General features: G+C 68.3%; 16 protein-coding genes. 6 read left to right on the top strand and 10 right to left on the bottom strand.

Features of this window, described 5'->3' with window-relative positions; translation table 11 throughout:
* Positions 1-8: 8 nt before the first annotated feature.
* Entirely contained in the window at positions 9-737 is a 729-nt protein-coding gene (locus NTY77_03570) for an SDR family NAD(P)-dependent oxidoreductase (GenBank protein ID MCX5794558.1), read from the bottom strand.
* Complete coding sequence (locus tag NTY77_03565; GenBank protein ID MCX5794557.1) at positions 734-1,732, bottom strand: ketoacyl-ACP synthase III; 999 nt, start codon at positions 1,730-1,732, stop codon at positions 734-736. Before NTY77_03565 ends, NTY77_03570 begins: the two co-directional genes overlap by 4 nt.
* A 173-nt stretch (positions 1,733-1,905) precedes the next feature.
* Between NTY77_03565 and NTY77_03560 the strand changes: the two genes are divergently transcribed.
* Together NTY77_03560 and NTY77_03555 are read left to right on the top strand one after the other, a co-directional pair.
* Positions 1,906-2,790: a hypothetical protein gene (locus tag NTY77_03560; GenBank protein MCX5794556.1), complete on the top strand. Its 885-nt coding sequence runs from the start codon at positions 1,906-1,908 to the stop codon at positions 2,788-2,790.
* A 235-nt stretch (positions 2,791-3,025) separates the two neighbouring features.
* Positions 3,026-4,243, top strand: a complete 1,218-nt coding sequence (locus NTY77_03555) for an LOG family protein (protein ID MCX5794555.1) — start codon at positions 3,026-3,028, stop codon at positions 4,241-4,243.
* 74 nt (positions 4,244-4,317) lie between these two features.
* Here NTY77_03555 and NTY77_03550 read toward each other — a convergent pair whose 3' ends face one another.
* Positions 4,318-5,568, bottom strand: coding sequence for a S8 family peptidase (locus tag NTY77_03550; protein MCX5794554.1), 1,251 nt, complete (start codon positions 5,566-5,568; stop codon positions 4,318-4,320).
* Between the two features lie 180 nt (positions 5,569-5,748).
* Between NTY77_03550 and NTY77_03545 the strand changes: the two genes are divergently transcribed.
* Positions 5,749-7,584 (top strand): hypothetical protein, encoded by a 1,836-nt coding sequence (locus tag NTY77_03545; GenBank protein MCX5794553.1) that lies wholly within the window; start codon positions 5,749-5,751, stop codon positions 7,582-7,584.
* On the opposite strand, the gene NTY77_03540 is transcribed toward NTY77_03545, so the two are convergent.
* The 4 genes from NTY77_03540 to NTY77_03525 all read right to left on the bottom strand — a co-directional run bounded on the left by NTY77_03540 (position 7,581) and on the right by NTY77_03525 (position 11,958).
* Positions 7,581-8,420 (bottom strand): alpha/beta hydrolase, encoded by an 840-nt coding sequence (locus tag NTY77_03540; GenBank protein ID MCX5794552.1) that lies wholly within the window; start codon positions 8,418-8,420, stop codon positions 7,581-7,583. The genes NTY77_03545 and NTY77_03540 overlap by 4 nt on opposite strands.
* 2 nt (positions 8,421-8,422) lie before the next feature.
* The gene (locus NTY77_03535) at positions 8,423-10,312 is read right to left on the bottom strand and encodes a DUF4105 domain-containing protein (GenBank protein ID MCX5794551.1); all 1,890 of its coding nucleotides are present in this window, start codon (positions 10,310-10,312) and stop codon (positions 8,423-8,425) included.
* Positions 10,313-10,385: 73 nt separating this feature from the next.
* A complete protein-coding gene (locus NTY77_03530; GenBank protein MCX5794550.1) occupies positions 10,386-10,877 on the bottom strand; it encodes a DUF3015 family protein in 492 nt (163 codons plus the stop codon).
* A 100-nt stretch (positions 10,878-10,977) separates the two neighbouring features.
* Positions 10,978-11,958: a radical SAM protein gene (locus tag NTY77_03525; GenBank protein MCX5794549.1), complete on the bottom strand. Its 981-nt coding sequence runs from the start codon at positions 11,956-11,958 to the stop codon at positions 10,978-10,980.
* A 36-nt stretch (positions 11,959-11,994) separates the two neighbouring features.
* Between NTY77_03525 and NTY77_03520 the strand changes: the two genes are divergently transcribed.
* Together NTY77_03520 and tatC are read left to right on the top strand one after the other, a co-directional pair.
* Positions 11,995-12,396 (top strand): adenylyltransferase/cytidyltransferase family protein, encoded by a 402-nt coding sequence (locus NTY77_03520; GenBank protein ID MCX5794548.1) that lies wholly within the window; start codon positions 11,995-11,997, stop codon positions 12,394-12,396.
* A complete protein-coding gene (gene tatC, locus NTY77_03515; GenBank protein MCX5794547.1) occupies positions 12,375-13,106 on the top strand; it encodes a twin-arginine translocase subunit TatC in 732 nt (243 codons plus the stop codon). Before NTY77_03520 ends, tatC begins: the two co-directional genes overlap by 22 nt.
* Here the strand turns inward: tatC and NTY77_03510 are convergent, their stop codons facing one another.
* Positions 13,107-13,649 carry a hypothetical protein gene (locus NTY77_03510; protein MCX5794546.1) on the bottom strand — a complete coding sequence of 181 codons (543 nt, stop codon included), beginning with the start codon at positions 13,647-13,649 and terminating at the stop codon, positions 13,107-13,109.
* A 47-nt stretch (positions 13,650-13,696) separates the two neighbouring features.
* Here NTY77_03510 and NTY77_03505 point away from each other — a divergent pair, with 47 nt between their 5' ends.
* Positions 13,697-14,938 (top strand): MFS transporter, encoded by a 1,242-nt coding sequence (locus NTY77_03505; GenBank protein ID MCX5794545.1) that lies wholly within the window; start codon positions 13,697-13,699, stop codon positions 14,936-14,938.
* Positions 14,939-14,950: 12 nt separating this feature from the next.
* On the opposite strand, the gene NTY77_03500 is transcribed toward NTY77_03505, so the two are convergent.
* Together NTY77_03500 and NTY77_03495 are read right to left on the bottom strand one after the other, a co-directional pair.
* Positions 14,951-16,339 (bottom strand): NlpC/P60 family protein, encoded by a 1,389-nt coding sequence (locus tag NTY77_03500; protein ID MCX5794544.1) that lies wholly within the window; start codon positions 16,337-16,339, stop codon positions 14,951-14,953.
* A 2-nt stretch (positions 16,340-16,341) separates the two neighbouring features.
* Positions 16,342-18,282, bottom strand: a complete 1,941-nt coding sequence (locus NTY77_03495) for a serine protease (protein MCX5794543.1) — start codon at positions 18,280-18,282, stop codon at positions 16,342-16,344.
* Positions 18,283-18,341 lie beyond the last annotated feature (59 nt).

Here is an 18,341-nt window from a genome sequence, read left to right as displayed (position 1 = left end):
TGGGCCTCCTAGAGGTTCATGCCCCCGTCGACGGGGAGCACGGCGCCGCTGATGGATTCGTTGTCGATGAGCTGCCAGACGGCCTCGGCCACGGTTTCCGGGGTCGCGAAGCGGCCCAGCGCGGTCCCGGAGCGGATGCCCTCCCGGACCTGCTCAGGCACGTCGGCGGTCATGGGCGTCTCCACGAAGCCGGGCGCGACCGCGTTGACCCGTACGCCGCCGCGGCCCAGCTCGAAGGCGAACTGCTTGGTCAGCGCCTCCAAAGCGGCCTTGGAGGCGCGGTAGACGGAGCAGCCGGCCAGGGCTTGGCTGGCCAGGGCCGAGCTCACGTTGACGATGGCTCCGCCGCCGGAGCCTGTCATGACCTTGCCGAAGAGCTTCATCAGGAAGAGGGGGGCTTTGAGGTTGATGGCCAGGATGCGGTCGAAGGACTCCTCCCGGATGAGCAGGCCGGGCTCGTAGGGCTTGTCCACGCCCGCGCTGTTGACCAGGACTGTGGGCTCCCCCTGGGCCAGTACCGCGTCGAGAAGGGCTTGGCGGCCCTCGCCGCTGGCAAGGTCCGCGGCCACCACGAAGGAGCCGGGGATGCGGCGCGAGAGCTCTTCGGCCGCGGCCCGATTGCCTCGGCAGTGCAGGGCCAGGCGCAGGCGGCCGCGGGAGCGCTCGGCGATGAGCAGGGCCACGGCGCGGCCGATGCCGCCCGTGGCTCCGGTGACGACCGCGATGCCGTCCTTCACAGGACCTCGAGGACTCCCGCGCCCCAGGCCAGGCCGGAGCCGACCACGGCGTAGACGATGCAGTCGCCGGCCTTGAGGCGGGGCAGGTTCTGGGCCAGCACCGAGGGCACGCCCGCGGCGGCGGTGTTGCCCTGGTCCTGGACGTTGCGCAGGTGGCGCTCCTCGGGGAGCTCCAGGGCTTTGACGATCTTGCTCTGCATGGTGAAATTGTTCTGGTGGGCGATGGTGTAGACGGTCTTGAGGTCCAGGCCGTGGCGCTGCGCCGCGGTCCGGAAGAGTTCGCAGGTCTTGGCCAGCGCGAACTCCTTGACCGCCGCTCCCTTCTGGTGGAAATGGCCGGCGGCGTCGATGACCACGTCATCGGCGCCGTCCGGCTTGGTGCCGAATTCGACGGGCGTGACCTTCAGCCGTCCGGGCCGCTTGGCGGAGAGCACCTGGGCCGCGGCCCCGTCGCCCCAGATGTAGCCGTCCATGCAACGGGTGGTGTAGTCGGTGCGGGTGGTGTAGGCCGCGGTCTGCACGGCGAGCACATATTCGGGCAGGCTGGGCTCCATCTCGCAGAGCAGCTGCATATGGCGGGCGAAGCTCGAGCATGAGGTGTTGGCGTCGAAATGGGGGCCGGAGCCGATGCCCAGGGCCTTGGCCACCAGGTTGGCGGTGCTGGGGATGGTCTCGAAGGGGGTGTCGTTGTTGGCGATGACGAGGCCGATCTGCTCGGGCTTGACGCCGGCATGCTCCAGGGCTTGGCGGGCGGCCTCGGCACCCAAGGTGACGGGGGTCTGCCCTTGGCTGCGGGCCAACGCGATGGCGGCGTTGGGATTGGCGTTCTTGGTGTCCTTGATGTAGTCCTTGCTGAGGATGGTGAACCGCTTGTAGATGCCCAGACGCGCCTTGACCCAGTCCGGACCCAAAGCCAGGCCGACCTCCTTGTGCAGGAAGTCGTTGTCGAGCTCCGTCTTGGCGAGCGAATAACCCAAGCCTAATATGCTCAGCATGATGGGATGATTATACAAAAGCCCCGCCCGCCTGGCGCGCCTGGGCCTTGGGACCTAATGCCCCTAGGACGTCAGGCACGGGTCTTTTTGTCAACTGATTGTCATCTGGCCGGAGCGAAGCCGCGGTACAATGGTTGGGCCTCATGACAGAGACGCCCGACAGGAGGAACGCGATGCCCCATGCCGAGAAGCCCATGATGCTCTTCGTCGTTCTCGCCGCTCTGGCCGCAGCCCCGGCCGCCGCGCAAACTGACCACGACGCGGGATTCAACGCCGCCGTCTCCGCAGTCCAATCCGTGATCTCCCAGGAATTGGCCGCCGGCGCCCTGCCGAGGGATCTCGGCAAACGGGAGGCCGCGGCCGCGCTGGCCATGGCTCAGCCTTCTTCCTGCGGGGACGCCAAGGAGCTCGAGATGCCGTTTGCGCTGACCCTGACCGGCGGCCGCGAACTGGAGTTCTCCTATGCGGGCTGCCGTGAGGAAGGCCGCAACGATTATCTGCCGCCCTACACCGAGCGCTACTATAAGGGGCAGGACGGCTACGGCCTGACCATCGTCACGGATGAAGGCGCCGAGAACTCGGAAGTTCTGGTCTCCAAGGGCAAGGACTGGGTCGGCAATTTCGGCAAGCTCGCCAACGCCAAGCTGGCCTCCGGCGAAGAGATCGCCGCGGGCGAGATCCTCAGCCTGGACCAGGCCAAGGCCCCGGCGCGGCTGCGCGGCCTGCCGGACTATCCGGAGCTCAAGGCCTGCGAGGCGGCCCTGGACCAGCCCAGCAGCTACTCCAAGACCGTGTTCCGCGACGGACAGAAGCCGTACCTGGGCTATGACGCGGCCCGCTACGGCGAAGGCGGGGCGACCGTGATGTCCTTGGTCTTGCTCACGGACACGGCGGCATACTATTACTCCGAGCCCTGCGACATCTGCGCGGACGTGGACATGTGCGACCTCAAGACCCATGTGGTCAAGAGCGTGCTCCATGCCCACATGATCGACTGCCGCGACATGGTCTCTTACACCAAGGGCAAGATCGTATTCGACGCCTGCGCGCCGCGCTGACGCCCGGCCGCACCGACGCCCCCTGTCCGCCCTGGCCAGGGGGCGTTTCCTTTAGGCCTTTTGTCCCCGGCGGCTTTCCCCGTCGGCCCAGGCGCCCGCGCAGCGAGCCCTTTATACTGAGGTTATGAGACGTGTGTCACTCGTTCTGAGCGCAGTCTGCTTGGCTGCCGGCCTGGGGCGGTCCGCTGGGGCCGCGATTTTCCTCACCGGGGGCCGGGTCTCGGCTCCGCCAGTATTGGTCCCCGCGATCGTCACGCACAACCTGCTCTCCGACCCCGGCCTCACCTCGCTGACGCCGGCGCTCCTGGCCGCTCCCGCCTTTTCCCTGCTGCTCCCCGTGCCGGTGGCGGTGCCGGCCGCCCCTGCCGTCCTTCCGGCGCCCGCGGCCCAGCCCACGGCCATGGGCTCGCTGCAAGGACTCACCGCGGGCATCGAGGCCTCTCGGCAGAGGGGGCAGGACGAGTTGGGGACGCTCTCGGCCCAGGCTTTCGATGGCGCCGCCGACCCCAAGCCCGCCACTTTCGACGAGATCCCTGCTCTGGACGAACGCTACACCACCCCTGATTCGCGCTCCCGGACCGTGACCGTCCTGGGCAGTTCCCGCGCCGCGGACCCGATCCTCCGGCACATGGACCTGGCCGCCCGAATCGCAGGGGAGCTGGTGCGCCGCGGCTACAACATCCTGTCCGGCTGCGGCAACGCCGGCATTATGGGCGCGGCCTACGACGCGGCCGCAGCCGCCTCCAAAGAGGCGGCGCGCACGGGCGCGCGCGCCGGCGAAAATTTGGCCATCGTGCGGATCCCGGCTTGGGGCGACGAGAACCTGGCGGATGCCCGCGCCATCGGCATCGCGGATTCCGAGGCGGCGCGCATCGAGAAGTTCCATAAGGTCTCGGACACCTTCCTCGTGTTCCCCGGCGGCGCCTCCAGCATCCAGGAAGCCTCGTTCTTGATCGGCCAGAACGAACGCCGGGGCAGCGAACCGCCCAAACGCATCTTGTTCGTAGGCCGGGATTTCTACCGCGGCCTGGAGGCGCAGTACGACCGGCTCTACGCGCAGGGGCTCCTGGCGGCCAAGCCGCGCGAGCTTTTCCAGGTCGTGGATTCGGCCGACGAGATCATCGCCGCGGTGACGGCTCCAGCCCAGGCGGTGAAGCCGGCCAAGCCTTCCCGGGATCCGGCCGGCGGCTACACCCGCCAGGTGGGGGGAGCCTATTTGGTCTATCCGGGCGGCCCGACCGCCCTGCAGGAAGCGGCCACGCTCATCGCCCGGAACAAATACCGGGGCAAGAACCCGCCCTTGCGCATCTACCTCATCGGTCGCGATTTCTTCCGCAGCCTGAGCGAGCAGTACCGGCGCCTCTACGAGGACGGCCTTCTGGGATCCAAGCCCGAGGAGCTCTTCAGCGTGGTCGATTCCGCGGACGAGGTCCCGTCCATGCCCTTGCCGTAGTCCTCACGGCGAGACGGACAGCGAAAAGCCCGGCTGGGAGCCAAATCCCAGCCGGGCTTCTGTTAGGGCAGAGTCTAGCGCACGAGCTTGGCCGCGTCCACCAGCCCGTAGCCCTGCTCGTCGGCGGCCAGTCCTGGCAGCTGCGTGGCGGCTTTCATCAGCGCGTTCTTGACGCCGGCGAAGCCCTTGGCTCCGGAGGCGATGGCCAGAGCGCCCAGGCCCGTCATGTGCGGGGTGGCCATGGACGTGCCGGAGTGCTTGATGTAGCCGCCGCCGAGTTTCACGGACAGGATGTCCTCGCCGGGGGCGATGAAGGTCAGCGCGGAGCCCTTGCTGGAGAACGAGGCCATCTGGTCCTGGTCGTTGGAGGCCGTGACGCAGATGGTCTCCGGGTAGGCGGCCGGGTAGCCCACCGGCGCGCCCGAGTCGTTGCCCGCCGCGGCCATGATGACCAGCCCCGCCTTCTTGGCCGCTATGATCGCCTGGTGCAGGGCGTCCGTGCCCTCCGGCGCGCCCAAGCTCATGTTGGCCACCTGCATCCCGTTCTTCACGGCCCACTCGATGCCGGCGATGATGGTGGAGTAGCTCCCGCCGCCCTGGGCGTCGAGGACCTTGACGCCGTAGAGGCTGGCCTTGGGGGCCACGCCGATGACGCCTGAATTGCCGGCGCCGTTGCCGCCGTTGTAGACCCCGGCGATGGTGCCGGAGACATGGCTGCCGTGCCCCTGGTCGTCCATGAAGTCGTTCGGGTTCTTCTCGTCGACGGCGTTGAACCCGCCCTTCACGTTGACCTTGAGGGCCGCGTGGTTATAGTCGATGCCCGTGTCGATGACCGCGACCTTCACGCCCGCTCCCATGCTGGTCTTCCAGGCGGCGGGGGCGTTGACCCGCGCGATCCCCCAGGGCAGTTGGGCGCCAGCCTTCGGCCCGGCCTTGGACGTGGACTGGAAAGCCGGGACCAGGCTCTGGATGGGGGGGAACTCGAACTTGGGCAGCGTCAGCTCCGCGGCTGTGATCCATTTGACGTACTTGTCCTCTTCGTAGGCCTGGACCTCGGGAGCGGAAGCCAGCTTGTACTCCAGAGTCCCCATCTCATCTTCCGGGACCGTGATGACGACGGCGTTGATGAGGGCGAGCTCGCGCTGCACGGAGCAGCTGATGGCGGCCACGGCCTTGCGGCATTGCGCCATGCTGTTCTCGGCCCGGCACGAAACGATGTGGCGGCGCAGCTTGCTGGTGTCCGTAGGGCAGGATTTGGCGTGTGCGGCTGCGGGGACCAGAAGGCCCAGAGTGAGGATCAAGGCGAGTCTCTCGGCGCGGATCATTCGGATTCTCCTTGTCGGCTTCATATGGTTAGGACTTGTGGGTAGTTTATATGGGCCCTTTGGTCCGAAAAAGGGCCTGAAGGCCCAGGCTCGTATGGGTCCAAAGGCCTAGGCCGAAAAACTTTCCCCTCTGCCCCAACGGCCCAGCCCGCCGCCGAGGGGCCGGGCTATAATGTCCTTATGACAGAAACCCAGGCCCGCCGCAAGAACACGACGGTCGCCGCTCTCGTCATCTCATCGCTCTTGTGGGCCTGCCAGTCATGGGCCGGCGCCGCGCGCGTGGCGACCACGGTCGAGACGGCCGCTGTGCCCAACGCGGGGCCTGCGGGCTTGTCCAAGACGATCTCCGGCGTCGGCTCCCCGGTCATGTCCCTTGCCGCCCCGGGACTCATCTCGAATCTTTCCACGCTGACCCCGGCCCCCGCGGCCGCCGCGGTCAAGACCGCCGCCGTCCTTTCACCCTCCGGCATCATCTTCGCGGCTCCGGCCGCGGCCGTCCCGGTCTCCGCGCCGCAGGCCGAGCAGGCCGCGGGGCCTTCGGCCCCGGTGGCCAAGCTCTCCGAAGCGGTATCCGCCGAGGTCCAGGTCATCGCGAAGCCGGACATCGGCGCCGAGGATTCATCCTCCGCCGGCCAGCGCATGGAGGACATCATCACGGGCCGGCGCTCCGTCGGCTCCGGAGACATATCGGCCGCCGTGCTGGCCGCTCCGGAGCAGGCGGCTTCCCCGTCCCAGCTCGCACCCTCGGCCCCCTCCGTGGAGAAGGCCGCAGCCAAGCCCTCCGCTCCGGCGCAGGCGGTCAAGCCCGTGGAAGGCCGCTTCGCCTACAACGTCAAGCGCAAGATGCTCGCGGCCGTGGCCTCCATCTTCGGCGTGACCGCGAGCCTGCCCCCGTCCGGCCCGCAGCTGGCCGCCGCGGTCCTGGCCGAGGCCGGGCACAAGCGCGTGGTGTTCAGCGATTTCGACGACACCCTCGGGCCGTACAACAGCGTCCTGACTCCGGAGATGGCCGCGGCCCTGGCCGCCATCCGCAAGGCGGGCAAGGAAGTGGCGGTCATCACGGACCGCACGGACGTGTCCGGCGGCAACCAGCGCAGCGCCTTCGAATCCTTGGCCGCCATCCCGGCCGCGGACCGCGCCGGCATGTACGTCGCGGCTGTCAGCGGCGGCAAGGTCTACCGGTACGACGAGAAGGGGGAGCCCGTGAAGGTCTGGGAGTACCCGGCGTTCGATGAGTCGCGCAGGGGCCCCGTCCTGGAGGCCATCGCCGCTCTGAAGTCCCAACTGCCCGCTCTGGGCACCTCCCAGCACCCCGGCGACGCCAAGAACCCGGCCGAGAGCTGGGGTCCCTACAGCTACGCCATGATGCTGGCCGTGGGCACTCCGGAGGCCGCGGTCAAGAATGCCTCGCGCCTCTTCGAGGCGGAGCTCAGGAAGCGCGGGCTCGACGTGAAGGTCAACGCTCGCGTGCCCAAGGACCCGGCCAACCCGGCCTACATCCAGTTCTCCATAGTCGACAAGTCCTTCTCGGTCAAATACATCGCGGGAGCCCTGGGCGTCGAGCCCTGGGAGGCCCTGGCTCTGGGCGACAACATGTACGTGCCCCAGAGCCCGGAGCATCCCAGCCGTCTGGCCGCCTTGGCACAGCGCTTGGCCGAGCGCATCGCCGGCCGTCCCCTGCCCTTCACCGGCAACGAGACGGACCGCAACATGGAGAAGGCTTTGCCCGGCATGCTGGCCCTGAGCGTGGGCAACAGCGCTGACCCGCGCATGGCGCATGCCTACGTCCTGCCCGGCAAGGGCGCCGCCGCTTCCTTAGAAGTCCTGCGCTCCGTGGCCTCCCGGCCGGCCGATACGGCCGACCCGCTGCGCTACTGGAAGCTGGCCGGCGCCGCGCTCGTGCTGGCCTTGGTGGTGGCGGGTATCTTCGCGGGCTGGTACGCCTTCTACCACGCCTTCTTCGAGGCGGCTTCGCGCATGGTCGTCCCGGGACCAGGCATCGGCGACCTGTTCTAGCGGCCTGACCAGGCGCGGTCGAGGAATTCCGTCAGCCGGGGCCTGTAGACCGCGCCGTAGTCGCCGAAGATCTCCAGGTGTCGGGCCCGCTCCACCCTCCAGAACTCCTTAGGCTCGGGCAGGCGCGAGAAGAGCCTCTGCCCGAGCCGGAACGGCACGACCTGGTCCGCCTCGCTGTGCATGACGAGGATGCGGCAGGGCGGCAGCCTATCGACATATCTGGCGGGTCTGTAGCGGTCGGATATGAGCAGACGCGAGAGCGGCCACTGCAAAGGCCAGGTCAGCCAGCTTCGCGACAGGGCGTCCTGGGCCATGTCGCGGTAGGAGTCGAAGGTGCTCTCCAGCACCAAGGCCCGGACCGCGGGACCGCGCCGCGAGCCCAGGGCCGCGATGGCCAGCGCGCCGCCCAGGCTCTGGCCCCACACCGCGACCCGGGCCGGGTCCACGTCCGGGCGCCCCATGACATAATCGACCGCCGCCATGCCGTCCTCCACGGCGCCCCGCATCCCCGCGATGCCCTGCGAGGCTCCGTAGCCCCGGTAGTCGAAGGCGAAGACGTTGTAGCCCCTGGCTGCGAGCCAAGCCGCGTAGGCATAGTGCGAGGTCATGTTCTCGCCGTTGCCGTGGAATTGGATGACCGTGCCGCGGACCGGAGCCGTGGAGGCGTGCAGGTACAGGCCCGTCAACCCGGTCCCGTCCTGAGACCGGAATCGGACCGTTTCGTACTCGAGCTTGAATTCTTCCGGGGCGACGTAGAAACGGCGCGTCGGCTGGAAGAAGACGGACGTGCAGGCGGCGAGCGCGAGCGGAGCCAGCAGGAGGGGGAGCCGCCGCATGGTCAGAAATACAGGAAGAAGGAGAGCCCCGCCTCCTCATCCGGGACCCGGCGGTCGAGGCTCAGGCGCAGTTCCGCGTCCCGGCTGAGGTGCCAGGAGCTCGCCAAGCGCAGCCGCTGCTGGGCCGGGCTTCCCGCGTAGCCGATGTAGGTCGCCTCGAAGAGCGTCCTCCAGGAGCGCGTCAGGTCCAGCATCAGGCCCGCGGTCCCGCCGGCCCCCGAGCGCCAGCCCTGGTCGAAAACCGGGGCCGCGCCGAGATCCGCCTCGGCCAGGGCGTAGAAGAGCTCGCGGCGGCCCAGGTGGGTCAGGGCCGAGAGGCCGGCGCCGCCGCCCAGGCCGTAATACATGCACGAGGCGCCGTTGCAGCCCAGCTCCTTGGCCTGGTCCACGCCGGTCGAGATTCTCCAGGAGAGCTTGCGCAGCCAGGGGTCCCATGGCGTCAGCGCGACGATGTCGAAGAGGTCGAGGCGCTCGATGTAAGGCTGTCGGCCGTTGTTGTCGAAGCGTAGGCGAGCGTTGAGCATCTCGAGCTGGCTGTCGGGGATGTAGCCGTCGTCGGAGGCGGGCAGGTCGTGCAGGGAGCCGCGCCAGGACAGCTCCTCGAAGGAGAACCTCCGGTTCGTCCCGAAGCCCAGGCCGGCTCGGGCCGTGTCGTGGCCGGCCTCGAGGGGCCGGGGGGGCGGGATGGTGAAGGGCGCGGGGGGCTCCCCCAGGCGGCCGCGAGCCACGAGCAGGGCGTGCTCTGCCGTGGACGTCTCGGTGCTCGGCTTCGTGTAGAAGCCGCTGTTGTAGAGCAGGTAGTCGTGAGCGGAGTCCAGGACCAGGGCCTGGCGCCCGGGGGGGAAGGACTGGAGCGCGCCGAGCTCCGCATCGTCGACCTTCCGGCCGAGCCTGGCGGCCGCGGCCAGCTCGCCTTCGGAGAGGCGGGCGCGCCGGGCCTTCATCTCGGTCACGAAAGAAGGCCGGTAATGGGTCTCGCCCGCGAGCCCCGGCTGGGAGAGCAGGACGCGCACGGTGTCCGCGGGGATGACCGCCAGGGGGAAGCGCGCGCTGAGGTCGAGGGAGTCGTCGGCCGACTCCAGCAAAGTCAGCAGCTGATAGGAGCAGTTCTTGGTGAAGAAGTAATAGTCGAAGTAGGTGCTGCCCATCTCCCAGGCGTGCCTGAGCAGGAGGTCGATCTGCGCCGCAGAGAAGTTGAGGCGGTAGTCCCAGAGGTCGCGGCACTCCAGGTTGCTGTACTCCTGCGTCTTCATATAGAAGGGCATCAGCGAGAATTCGCCCCGGAAGCCTCCATAGACCCCCCGCAGGGTGTAGAGGATCACGTTGTCGGTATTCGGGATGCCTTCGAAGTTGATCGTGTAGTCCAGCAGGGCGTCGCCCTCCCCGGCCGCCTGCCGGTGCATGCGCAGGAAGGTGTGCCCGTACATGGACGAGGGGTTGCCCAGGAAGGCGTCGGCGAAGACCAAGGAGACGGCCTGCGCGCCGATGGCGTTGCGCCAGGCTTCGAAGTCGGGGCAGGGGTGTTCCGGGAGGCGCTCCGGGGCGAAGGCCAGCTTGTCCTTGAGCCAGGCATAGCGCGCCGGGAAGCGGCACTGGGGATGCTGGGACTTGGCGTCAGCCGGCGGCGGCCCGAAGAAGGACGCGATGGTCGCCTCGAGTTCGGCCGCCGGGTCGGTCCGGCCCTGGGGGGAGATGAAGAACTTCGCTCCGTCGGCTTCGCTGCGCCACCCTTTCCCGCGCGCCTGGTAATGCAGGAGCCGGTGCCATTTGCGCAGCCCGGAGAGCTCGAGCTCGCGCGAGCGCCCGATGAGTTCGTCGCGGTAGGCGGCGTCCTGGCCGAAGGCCGCGCGCGCGGCCAGGAGACAGGCCAGCCCGACGAGTATCGCGCGCATGTTGAAAATGACGCGGGCGGAACGCCGCAGGGGCGTCCCGCCCGCGTACCTCGATCCCGAACTCGGTTCCGCTTTAGAGCGTCGCGAGCGTGGGGTCAGCGGCCATCACGTTCCGGAGGTTCCGGAGCATGGTCGCCGAGTCGATGCTGGCGGTCGTGAAGATGGACTCGTAGTTCTTCTGGGTCGTCTTGAAGAAGGCCTGCTTGGCCTGCTCATTCTGGCAGCCCAAGAGCGTGGCCAAAGCGGTGAGGTACTCGCCGCCGCCCTGCGCCATCTCCTTGGAGATCCTCTGCAGGTTGACCTCGGCGTAGACCGCCGCTTTCTTCTCGTTCTTGACCCAGCCGCCCTTCAACGTGCAGCCCGCCGTCTCGGAGCTGATGCCGAAGGTCTGCGTGTACGTCCCGTTGGTCGTGGCCGCAAAGAGCGCATACAGCTTCTTGTCGGTCTTACCCTCGAACGCGCTGGTGCCCCAGCCGCATCCGGCGTTCGGATCACTGGCTCCCAGCGCGTACGCCGCCGAAGCCAACGTCAGCATTGCCAACGCCATCACCATCGTTTTTTTCACTGTGTCTCCTTTCCCCTGGATTCTGTTCGTCCTGCCCCTTAGAGCAAGGTAAGTCTATATTCCTTTTCAGGGCCTGTCAAGGAAGCGTATTATGGTATCGCTATGCGCTGCCGCCGCCCGCTTTCCTGCCCAGGCCCAGGGCCAAAGAGAGGCTCGCGCCCAGGGTCTGGAAAGGCTCGCCCAAGGTCGCTGAGATGAGGCGCACGCAGCCCAGGGCGCAGCCGGGCTCGCAGGGCTTGTGCCGGCGGTTGGAGCGCAGCCAGGCTAGGTCGATGTCCTCCAGCTTGCGCCGGCATTCGCGCTGCTGGCCGCACCATTGGGCTTCGCCCTTGCCGTTCACATAAAGGAACTTCGACCCCGCCAAGCAAAGCCAAGGGCGGGAGAAATCGCCTTGGAGCATCTCGCGCAGGTGCTGGCCGTAGAAGTTCACGCCTTCGAAGACCCCGTACTTCTCGAGCAAGGCCAGGTACTCGGAACCCTGGATGGCGATGCGGCCGCCCCGGCCGTGCATGATGGAGAAGCCGAAGGCGAAGGGCAGGTCTTTGAGCAGGGCGCGGAACTGGGCGTAGGAGTCCCGGGTCGCCTCGTTGAGGACGGTCTGGACCTCGACCTGGAAGCGCGCCTCCTTGGCCAGCATTTGGAGGCGGGGCATGAGGGTCTTGAGCGCCTTCTGGGACATCTGCGTGGGCTCGATGGAGTCCACCGAGACCTGCATGAAGTCCAGGCCCGCGGCGTTGAGCGCGCGCACGGTTTCCTCCTTCAGGAGGAAGCCGTTGGTGATGATGGTGACCAAGTTGGAGCCGCCGCGCTTGGATTTGGCGTGGCGGACGAGCTCGGCGATGCCGGGGTGCAGCAGGGGCTCGCCGCCCAGGAAATCGTAGACCTGGACCCCCAGCCGGTCCAGTAGGTCCACGCGGCGCTTGAGCTCGTCGCGAGGGGGCAGGGGCGCGTTGGCCTGGTACTCATCGCAGTAGGCGCAGGCCAGGTTGCAGTCGTCCGTGACCACCAGCTGGGCGTACATGGGCCGCGAGTCGAAGACCCGCTTGGCTCCGGTCAGCACGAAGCGAAAGTCCACCGCCATGAGGCGATTGTACCAAAATGATAGAATGGCCGGGCCGTGAGCGAGCCCAAGACGACGGTCTTCGTGGCCGGCTGCTTCAACCGCGTGCACAAGGCGCACCTGCGCACGCTGCGCCTGGCCCGGGCCCTGGGCGACCGCCTGGTCGTGGTCCTGTCTCACGACGCGCATAACCACAAGCCCAACGCCGTCCCGGCCCGGCAGCGCCTGGCGCGCATGCGGGAGCTGGGCTTGGCTGACAAAGTGGTGGTGGGCGCGGCGGGGAGCTTCGCCCAGAGCCTGCGCCGCGAGCGTCCGGACATACTCGCTTTGGGCTATGACCAGCGGCTGCCCGACGCCGCCACCGAGGCGGCCGTGCGGGAGCTGGGCGTGCGGGTCGTCGCGCTGCCCTGGAGCCCGGGCAAAGAGGAGCACCACGCGTGCCAGTATCTTCTGTCCTAGACGGCGCTGCCGGGGTCCGGCCCGAACCGGAGCGCGACCCCTCCGAGCCTTTGACCGACCATATCATCGAATTGCGGCGGCGTCTGGTCTTTTGTCTGGCCTACTGGTGCGCGGGGACGGTGCTCTGCTACGGCGCTTCGGGCAAGCTGCTGACCTGGCTGGCCCGCAGCGCGGGCGGCGTGGTGTTCACGCTGCCGACCGAGGCCTTCATGGTCCGGCTCAAGACGGCGGCCTTCACGGGGCTTCTGGCCTCGTTGCCGCTGATCCTGCACCAGGTCTGGCTCTTCGTGGCCCGGGCCTTCAGCCCGGGGCTGCGCCGGCTGGCCTTCGGCCTGGCGGCCGCCTCCTACATCCTCTTCGCCCTGGGGGCGGCGCTCGCGATGTTCGTGGTGGTGCCGTCGGCGATGCGGTTCCTGCTGGCCTTCGGCAGCGAGGAGATACGGCCGCTCATGACCTTGAGCGGCTATCTGGGGTTCGTGACGGGGCTCGCCTTGGCCTTCGGAGCGGTGTTCCAGATGCCGATCGTTCTGGTGTTGCTCAACCGGCTGGGCATCGTCTCGCGCCGGACCCTGCGCGAGCGCTGGCGCTTCGTCTATCTGGGAGCCTTCGTCGTGGCCGGGGCGCTGACCCCGCCGGACGTGTTCTCGCAGATCGCCCTGGCCGTCCCCACGATCGTCGTCTTCGAGCTGACCCTGCTGGCCCTGCGCTGATCAGCGAGGCTCCGGGCTCCGCCCGGCCGCGGGCCGCCGGGCCGGGGCTTTGCGCGGCGGCTTGCGGGCCCGGGGGGCGGCGGAGACCAGGCTCAGGCTCTCGACCTGCCATTGGTGTCCGCTGAAGTCCACGGTGAAGTCGGCCTTGACCGGGATGTTCGCTTCGACATCGCGCAGGACCGCGCGGCCCATGAAGCGGCCATCCTGGATCTCGCGGACGCTGTCGGGCAGGATGCTCTCGAACCTGAGCTTGAGGGCCTTGCCCGTGCTCTTCTGCTTGAGCGGCCAGTAGCCGTCCGGGCTGTGGGCGGCGATGAAGCTCTCGACGACGGTGGCGAAATTCATGCGCGCGTCGGCGAGGGACATGGGGCGGGAGGCGGGCTGGTCCTCCGTGTCCGAAACGACCGCCGGGCCGGGCTTTCCGATGGAGGCGGCTGGCTGCGCCGGCTGCCCCTCCAGCTCCGGCAGCTGGGAGGGAGCGTCGGGGGGATCCGCCTGAACGGAGAGACAGAGCCCGAGGAGCAGCAGCGGCAGGGTCGCCATAGCGCCATTCTACATAGATTTGGCGGAAACTGCTAGAATCTGCGCCCGTGCCTGGATTCGACAGCCTCTATCTGTTCTGCGCCGTAAATTATTTCGCCCAGGGGATGGCGGGGATCGTCTACGAGCCGGTGAACTACCTGCTCAAGGACGGCCTCAAGCTCAGCGCGGGCCAGACCGCCGTGTTCGTGGCCTGGATGACCGCGCCCTTTCTCATAAAGCCGCTCTTCGGCCTTTTGACCGACCTGGTGCGCCTGCCGGGGGGGCTGCGCCGGCCGCACCTGGTGCTGGGGGCTCTGCTGGGCTCGGTCTGCTGGATCATACTCGCCCTGCATCCGACGCACCGCTACGCGCCGCTCCTGATCCTGCTGGCCGCGGTGAACTTCTCTGTAGTGTTCTGCGACGTGGTCTGCGACGGGGTGATGGTGGAGACGGGCAAGGCCGCGGGCAAGACGGGGACGTACCAGGCGGTGCAGATCGGGACGCTCTACGCGACCTTGGTGCTGACGGGCCTGGGCGGGGGCTGGCTTTCCGCGCACGCTTCGATGCGCACGGTGTTCGCTCTGGCCGCGGTGTTCCCCCTGCTGATCGCAGGCTCGGCAATATGGGTCAAGGAGCTCCCGGCGCGCGAGCCGGCCCGCGAGGGGGCGCGCAACCTGCTGGGGCTGATGCGCGAGAAGTCTTTCTGGGCCTTGTGCCTGATGATCTTCCTGTGGAGCTTCTATCCGTTCCTGGGCTCGGCCCAGTTCTACTATCAGAGCGAGGCTCTGCATCTGGGCCCGGTGTACATCGGGGCTCTAAGCACCATGGGCGGGGCAGCGGGCATGGCGGGAGCGGCTTTCTTCGGCACGACGATCCGGCGCTGGGGCACGGGCCGGTTCCTGCGCTTCGGGATCTTGGTGTCTGGGGCGACGAGCCTGCTCTACCTGCTCTATCTTGGTCCGGTCTCTGCGGGGGTGCTGACCGTGCTGTTCGGCTTCCTGGGCGTGGTGTTTCGGCTGGCTTTGATGGACCTGGCCGCGCAGTCCTGCCCGAAGCACGCGGAGGCGACGGCTTTCGCGGTGTACATGGCCGTTTTCAACCTGGCGGCTTTAGGCTCCAACACGGTGGGGGGGACGCTTTACGACAAGATGAAGCTGGTGTTCGCGGCCGCGGGGAATCCTTCATATTGCTCAGCTGCGGTGCTGATCCTGATCGGTTCCGCGTGCACGTTCGCCTGCTGGTGGCTGCTGCCGGCGGTGGTCGGCGCCCGGGAACAGACCCCCCTCGCCTCTGAGGCCAGGGGGGCTTGACTTGGCGCCGTCTTACGGGATGATGCGCCGCGCGCCCAGATACCGCGACTTGTAGTAGTTCTTGCTCAGGTCCTGCGCCATCACCCCGTGCGACGATGAGGCGTGGAAGAACTTCGGCCCCACCGGGTCCACGACCAACCCGACGTGGGAGACTCCCGCGCCCATGGTGTTGAAGAACACCAGGTCCCCTTTCTGCAGGTCCTTCCATTGGATGGGGTCGCCCGTCTTCCACTGGTCGCGGCTCACGCGCGGGATGCGCACCTTGTTCTCGCCGTAGGAGTTCTGCGTGAAGGCCGAACAGTCGATGCCCTGGTGCGTGGTGCCGCCCCAGACATAAGGCGTGCCCAGATAAGACTGCGCCGAGGTGTACAGGCCGGGCCACACCGCGCCCATGGCCAGCCCCATCTCCGCCGGCGTCGGCCGAGGCGCCGGCTTCGGCGTCGTCGCCGGCTTGACCGGAGTCGCGGGCTTGACCGGAGTCGCCGGCTTGGCCGGGCTCACCGGCTTGACCGGCTCCGCCTGGACCGGGGGCGCGGGCTGGGCCGGCTCGACTACGGGCTTGACCGGCTCCGGAGTCGCCGGCACCGCTGGCGTCGGCTGCGCCGGTTCCACGGCGGGCTGCACCGGCTCAGGCTGAGCCGCCGGAGCCTCCTCCTTCGGCTTGGCCTCATAGACGATTCCCGCGAACGGCTTGGCCGTGAACACGCCCTGGTAAGGCGGCAGGCTCGGCGCCGTCTTGGTCGCCGCGCATTTCCTGAAATACGCCAGGGCGTCTGCGCCCATGGCCCCGGGCCGCTTCTGGCCCTCCAGATAATGACCGAACAGATAGGTCGCGTAGTCCTGCATGTTGAAGCGCGACTTGGCCGCCGTGTACATGTTGTCCTTGAACATGAAGAAGGTGGAGTCTTCCCAGTCCTTCTCCATCGCGTTGCGGATCAGGTCCGCGGCCACTTCCGGAGGGACCTTCGCGTCGGTCAGGTCCTTGTAGCCCCTGGCCCAGAGCGCGATGCGCTCACCCGCGATCTTCTTGCGGTAGCCGTAGAGCGCGATGCCTTCCACAACGTCCGGCGGCGCGCCCTTGGAGAGAGCCCGTTCGGCCGCGCAGGCCACGTCCGCGATGCGCTCCGCCGGGCTCTGATCGAACACGCCCTCGATGATCATGCGCATGACCACGTCCGCCTTGGTCGTGTCCTTGGCCGGCACCACGTCGAGCTTGTGGGCCGCGCATTGGCTGCCGAAGGCGGAGACGATGCGGGCCTGGTCGGCCGGGGGCAGGCCCCCGTCCTTCTTCAGGTTCGCGCTGATGTATTCGATCAGGTTCTGCCTGGCCTCGGCTCGGCACGGGGCCGCGGCCAAGGCCAGAAGCAGCAGGGCCAGGACGGTCGGGATGGTCTTGGACATGGTCAATGGCTCCCTTGGCGCTTCATGATCTCCTGGTGCATCTCTTCGCCCAGGTCCTCCATCTCCTTGATCTGGGCCTCGATGACCGCGTCGCGGTCATAAGGCCGGCTCTCGGTGACGGTCTGGTGCTGGGCGTCCTTGACGGCGGGCGCTGCCGGCGGCGCCTTCGCAGCTGCGGCCGGGGGCGGCTTGTAGGGGAAGGTCCGTGCAGCGCGGTTTGCCTGGGTCACGCCCTCGCGCATCGTGGGCGGCGGCAGCGGCCGGGACCGGTCGGCCATGGGCAGTTCGGAGGGTATGGCGGCGGGAGGCGGCGCCACCCGGGTGTTCTGCGCCACCGTGGCCGCCGGCGGCGGGGCCGGAGGCAGGACCGGAGACTTGCGCAGGAAGGGAGCCGGGGCCGGCGTGTCCATAGCCACGGCGGCAGGGGCGCCCGCCGCGGGGCCGGCATAGGCGAGCTGCAGGCCGGCTTTCTGCGCCAGCCAGCGCTTGGCCACGTCCGCGCGCACCGCGTAGTTCACGCCCGTGATGGCCAGCCCGTCGGCGGCCTTGCGCGACATCAAGGTGTTCACGCCGATGATGTTGCCCGAGGCGTCCACCAGGGGCCCGCCGGAATTGCCCCGGTTGATGGAGGCGTCGGTCTGGAAGCCTTTCTTGCCTTTCACGTTGCCCAGATTGGCGACCACGGTGCTGACGATGCCCGTGGTCAAGGTCCACATGCCGCCCTGCTCCGGGTGCCCGATGGCGGCCACGCGGTCGCCGACCGAGACCCCCTCCGGGTCGCCCAAGGACAAGGTCGCCGCCCGCGGAGGCGCGGTCTTGGTCCGAATCAGGGCCAGGTCCAGGCTGGAGTCGTACTGCAGGACCTCGGCCTCCGCGGGGTCGACCAGGTCCTGCTGCGGGTCGCCGGTCATCTTGGCCGGCTTGAAGTAGACCCGGATGACCGGCCAGGGCTGGCGCGTGGAGTCGCGGATGACCACATGCGCGTTGGTCAGGACCTTTCCGGAGACATCGAGCATGCTGCCGCTGCCCAATTCACCGCCGCCGTCCTTGTCCGAGCAGATGATGAGCACCACGGCGGGGGAGGCCTTGGCGTAAATGGAACGGGGGTTGAACTCCGGCCCCGCAGCGACGGGCTGCATGGCTTCAGGCGCGGCCAGGCGGGGCGCCGCCGGGACCACGGGCTCGGACGGCGCGGCCGAGGCTGAAGCCGCTTGCGCGGCTACTCCGGCGTACTCCGCGTGGGCCAGTTGGACGTAGACCTGCCCGGCCAGGAAATGCGCCTCCGCCTCCTGGTCCTGGGGCAGGGACTTGAGCGACCAGGAGTCCTGGAGGCTCTTGAGAGTCTCGTCGATGCGCGCCGTCTCCGGGGCGGCGATCATGTCCGGAGCGGCCGGGGCTTCGCGGCTCGCGGCGGGAGTCAGCTCCCGGCAGTACTTGCCCCAGCCCGCGGCCACCAAGGCCTTGTCGTTCAAGCCGTCGACCGGGCCTTTGAGGAGGGAGCGCAGAGCCTCGGGCATGCTAGCCGAGAGCTCCTTGAGGGAGGAAGATATCTCCTGGGCCACGGCCGGCCGGGGGGCGAGCCCCGCGGCCTGGACCAACTGGGAGACGGCCAGGGCGCGGTAGATGGGCTTGAGCGCCTTTTCGTCCGCGGACGATGGGGCGGCCAAGAGCGTGCGGCGCAGGAGCTCGGCCCGGTCGAGCAGGCGCTGGTCGAGGTTCTCGCCCTGGTCCGTGGGGATGCCGCCCCGCACCGCGGCCACGGCGATGGCGAGCGGCGCCTTCTGCACCGGGTCGGAGTTGATGTAATCGGCGATGCGCTTGAGCAAGGAGGTGGAGGCAGCTGCCTTCGCCGGGTGCCGCGGTTTGGGGGCGGAGGCGGCGCGGGCCAGGTCCGCGGTCAAGGTCAGGCACAGCAGGGCGGCGAGGACTACTCTCGTGTTCATAGTGTGAATTTATCAATTCGGGCGGCCCGGGGCAAGCCTTCCGGCTCCTCTTTGCTATA

It is taken from the genome of Elusimicrobiota bacterium, from assembly GCA_026388095.1.
Lineage (GTDB): Bacteria > Elusimicrobiota > Elusimicrobia > UBA1565 > UBA9628 > UBA9628.
This window is presented reverse-complemented; position numbering and strand designations above follow the sequence as displayed.

What these genes read in the sequence shown, in the direction of transcription:
- NTY77_03510 (MCX5794546.1), bottom strand. Translation starts at nt 13,649, where the DNA reads ATGGCGACCCTGCCGCTGCTGCTCCTCGGGCTCTGTCTCTCCGTTCAG.
- NTY77_03540 (MCX5794552.1), bottom strand. Translation starts at nt 8,420, where the DNA reads ATGCGGCGGCTCCCCCTCCTGCTGGCTCCGCTCGCGCTCGCCGCCTGC.
- NTY77_03535 (MCX5794551.1), bottom strand. Translation starts at nt 10,312, where the DNA reads ATGCGCGCGATACTCGTCGGGCTGGCCTGTCTCCTGGCCGCGCGCGCG.
- NTY77_03545 (MCX5794553.1), top strand. Translation starts at nt 5,749, where the DNA reads ATGACAGAAACCCAGGCCCGCCGCAAGAACACGACGGTCGCCGCTCTC.
- NTY77_03560 (MCX5794556.1), top strand. Translation starts at nt 1,906, where the DNA reads ATGCCCCATGCCGAGAAGCCCATGATGCTCTTCGTCGTTCTCGCCGCT.
- NTY77_03500 (MCX5794544.1), bottom strand. Translation starts at nt 16,339, where the DNA reads ATGTCCAAGACCATCCCGACCGTCCTGGCCCTGCTGCTTCTGGCCTTG.
- NTY77_03565 (MCX5794557.1), bottom strand. Translation starts at nt 1,732, where the DNA reads ATGCTGAGCATATTAGGCTTGGGTTATTCGCTCGCCAAGACGGAGCTC.
- NTY77_03525 (MCX5794549.1), bottom strand. Translation starts at nt 11,958, where the DNA reads ATGGCGGTGGACTTTCGCTTCGTGCTGACCGGAGCCAAGCGGGTCTTC.
- NTY77_03495 (MCX5794543.1), bottom strand. Translation starts at nt 18,282, where the DNA reads ATGAACACGAGAGTAGTCCTCGCCGCCCTGCTGTGCCTGACCTTGACC.
- NTY77_03550 (MCX5794554.1), bottom strand. Translation starts at nt 5,568, where the DNA reads ATGATCCGCGCCGAGAGACTCGCCTTGATCCTCACTCTGGGCCTTCTG.